This is a genomic window from Variovorax sp. 01T439_2, from assembly GCF_056398445.1.
Genome location: NZ_JBFTPJ010000680.1, coordinates 1 through 3261 on the forward strand (window position 1 = coordinate 1; position 3261 = coordinate 3261).

The window sequence follows — 3261 nt, forward strand, 5'->3', positions numbered from 1 at the left end:
CCTCGGTGCTGCTGTACGGCCCCGGCGTGACGCTGGGCGTGCAGCGCGGCTTTCCGACGCTGGGCGACGAGGCCTTTCCGGGCCACCAGAACTTCAACAAGCAGATCAGCAAGTTCATGGAGGAAGGCGGCAAGGTGTATGCGTGCCGCTTCGCGCTGCAGGCGCTGTACGGCCACGGCGAGGGCGCGCTGATCGAGGGCATCACGCCGATCAACCCGCTCGACGTGCTGGACCTGGTGCTGCTGCACAAGAAGGCCGGCGCCGTGATCCTGGACACCTGGACGCTGTAAACATGTCCACCCCCAGTCTTCGCGCACTTCGTGTCGCTTCGCCAACCCCCTCGCCGGGGGCAACACCAGCAGCCCGGCAAAGCCGGTTCTGCGGTGTTCCACGAATTGGCTTCGCTTCGCTTGCCGCTGCGAACAGGGGGTGCCCATGAGCTCTTCACCCCGCATCGTGCGTGCCGCGGCGATCCAGATCGCGCCCGACTTCGACCGGCCCGACGGCACGCTCGAGCGGGTGTGCGGCGCCATCGACGAGGCCGCGGCCAAGGGCGCGCAGCTGGCTGTATTCCCCGAGACCTTCGTGCCCTACTACCCCTACTTCAGCTTCGTGCTGCCGCCGGTGCTGCAGGGTGCGCCGCACCTCGCGCTGGCGGAGCGCGCGGTGGTGGTGCCGGGGCCGGTCACGCAGGCCGTGGCCGAGCGTGCGCGGCATCACGGCATGGTCGTGGTGCTGGGCGTGAACGAGCGCGACCACGGCAGCCTCTACAACACGCAGCTGGTGTTCGATGCCGACGGCACGCTGGTGCTCAAGCGCCGCAAGATCACGCCGACGTACCACGAGCGCATGGTGTGGGGCCAGGGGGACGGCGCCGGCCTCAAGGTGGTCGACACCGCCGTCGGCCGCGTTGGCGCGCTCGCCTGCTGGGAGCACTACAACCCGCTCGCGCGCTACGCCCTGATGGCGCAGCACGAGGAGATCCACTGCGCGCAGTTCCCGGGCTCGCTGGTGGGCCCGGTCTTCGCGGAGCAGATGGAAGTGACCATCCGCCACCACGCACTGGAGTCGGGCTGCTTCGTGGTCAACGCCACCGGCTGGCTCAGCGACGAACAGATCCGCAGCGTGACGCCCGACGCCAGCCTGCAGAAGGCGCTGCGCGGCGGCTGCCACACCGCCATCGTCTCGCCCGAGGGCAAGCACCTTGCGCCGCCGCTCACCGAGGGCGAAGGCATGGTGGTGGCCGATCTCGACATGGCGCTGATCGCCAAGCGCAAGCGAATGATGGATTCGGTCGGCCACTACGCGCGGCCCGAGCTGCTGTCGCTCGCCATCAACGACCGGCCGGCGCAGACCACTGTGCCGATGCATCCCACGCAACCCCTCGCTCAACGGAGCCCCGACCATGACCACCATCACCACGACGATCCCGCCGGACAGCCGGCAGCTGATGACCGAGCTCCAGTCCTTCGGGTTGCGGCTGGTTGATCCTTCGGCCGGCGTGGCAAGCCGCCGCGGCGGTGCGGGCCCGTCAGACCACAAGGCCGTGACGGTGGACGGCCACACGATCATGGTGCCGGTCCACACTTCGAGCGCCTGGCATTCGCCGTTCACGGCCGAGGCGCCGGATGCAAAGGGCGTGAGCCGCGTGATGCGCGGCAGCATTCCCATTGCGAGCATCAGCTTTCCGAAGCAGCCGCGCTTCTACGCGATGCAGACCTTCGACGGCGTGCCCTATTCGCACATTGCCACGCTGCACGGCAGCGACGTGCTCGCCACCACGGTGCTGCAGAGCTGCATCCGCTACGAGAGCCGCAAAAAGAGCTGCAAGTTCTGCGCAATCGGCCAGTCGCTCGCGGCCGGCCGCACCATCACGCGCAAGACGCCCGAGCAGCTGGCCGAGGTGGCGCGCGCGGCCGTGCTGCTCGACGGCGTGAAGCACATGGTGATGACCACCGGCACGCCCAACGCCACCGACCGCGGCGCGGCCATCCTCTGCGAGAGCGCCTTCGCGATCAAGGCCGCGGTCGACATTCCGATCCAGGGCCAGTGCGAGCCGCCCGACGACGACCAGTGGTTCCACCGCATGAAGGCCGCGGGCATCGACACGCTGGGCATGCACCTGGAGGTGGTCACGCCCGAGGTGCGCGAACGCATCATGCCGGGCAAGGCCAGCGTGCCGGTCTCGCGCTACATGAGCGCCTTCGAGGCGGCCGTGCGCGTGTTCGGGCGCGGCCAGGTCAGCACCTACATCCTGGCCGGGCTGGGCGACACGCGCGAGGCCATCCTGGACACCTGCGACCAGCTGCTCGCGCGCGGTGTGTACCCCTTCGTCGTGCCCTTCGTACCGATCAGCGGCACGCCGCTCGAGGACCATCCCGCACCGTCTCCGGAATTCATGAAGTCGCTGCTGGCCCCGCTGGGCGAGCGCGTGGTCGCCGCGGGCCTGCGCTCGGCCGACATCAAGGCGGGCTGCGGCAAGTGCGGCGCCTGCTCGTCGCTCTCGGTCTACGAAAAAGAAAGCGAAAGCTGACCATGCTGTGCATCGACGACCTCAGCGAACTCGACCCGCACTACGCGCCGGTCGAATACCTGGTGCGCGAAGCGGCGCAGCAGTGGGAGCGCGACGAAGCCATGGCGCTGCGCCGCGCGGTGTTCTGCATCGAGCAGGGCATCTTCGCGCGCGACGACCGCGACGCCACCGACGGCCATGCGCGGCTGCTGGTCGCCATGTCGTGCAACGGCGGCATGCCCGAGCAGGTGGTGGGCACGGTGCGCATCCACCGCGGCGAGGCGCCGGGCGAATGGTGGGGCTCGCGCCTCGCGGTGCATCCCGCGTTCCGCAGCCAGGGCCACCTGGGCGCCACGCTGATACGGCTCGCGGTGTCGCGCGCCAACGCGCTGGGCTGCGACGCGTTCTTCGCGCAGGTGCAGATGCAGAACGTGCCGCTGTTCCAGAAGCTCGGCTGGCAGCTTCTCGAGGAGAGCGCCATCCACGGCCGTCCGCATGCGCGCATGCAGGCCGGGCTCGCCTTCTACCCGCCCTGCCACGACCCGGTGAGCGGCTTCGTCACGCGCGCGAAGGGGCTGTCATGACCGATGTCCACGCCATCGCCGAAGCACTGCGCGCCACGCGCGGCTTCGCCCACAAGCGCGACATCAGCGACGTGGTGTCGGCGCTCGGCCGGTCGCTGCCCGGCGGCCATGCCGCGCTCGCGCAGGCCGTGCCCATCGGCGACGACTGTGCGGCCATCCCCGACG

Annotated in this window: 4 protein-coding genes and 1 pseudogene; all 5 read left to right on the forward strand. The window is 69.7% G+C overall.

Features of this window, described 5'->3' with window-relative positions; all coding sequences use genetic code 11:
- On the forward strand, window positions 1-290 hold a 290-nt coding region (locus AC1DOC_RS25755), incomplete at its 5' end, for an MSMEG_0572/Sll0783 family nitrogen starvation response protein (protein ID WP_478130763.1).
- Between the two features lie 145 nt (window positions 291-435).
- Entirely contained in the window at window positions 436-1488 is a 1053-nt protein-coding gene (locus AC1DOC_RS25760) for a Nit6803 family nitrilase (RefSeq protein WP_478079599.1), read from the forward strand.
- Window positions 1451-2533 carry an MSMEG_0568 family radical SAM protein gene (locus AC1DOC_RS25765; RefSeq protein WP_478084002.1) on the forward strand — a complete coding sequence of 361 codons (1083 nt, stop codon included), beginning with the start codon at window positions 1451-1453 and terminating at the stop codon, window positions 2531-2533. Before AC1DOC_RS25760 ends, AC1DOC_RS25765 begins: the two co-directional genes overlap by 38 nt.
- Window positions 2534-2535: 2 nt before the next feature.
- Window positions 2536-3096, forward strand: coding sequence for an MSMEG_0567/Sll0786 family nitrogen starvation N-acetyltransferase (locus AC1DOC_RS25770; RefSeq protein WP_478083970.1), 561 nt, complete (start codon window positions 2536-2538; stop codon window positions 3094-3096).
- A pseudogene (locus AC1DOC_RS25775) lies at window positions 3093-3261 on the forward strand (sll0787 family AIR synthase-like protein); the annotation flags it as partial. The gene AC1DOC_RS25770 and the pseudogene AC1DOC_RS25775, both read left to right, overlap by 4 nt.

What these genes read in the sequence shown, in the direction of transcription:
- AC1DOC_RS25760 (WP_478079599.1), top strand. Translation starts at nt 436, where the DNA reads ATGAGCTCTTCACCCCGCATCGTGCGTGCCGCGGCGATCCAGATCGCG.
- AC1DOC_RS25765 (WP_478084002.1), top strand. Translation starts at nt 1,451, where the DNA reads ATGACCGAGCTCCAGTCCTTCGGGTTGCGGCTGGTTGATCCTTCGGCC.
- AC1DOC_RS25770 (WP_478083970.1), top strand. Translation starts at nt 2,536, where the DNA reads ATGCTGTGCATCGACGACCTCAGCGAACTCGACCCGCACTACGCGCCG.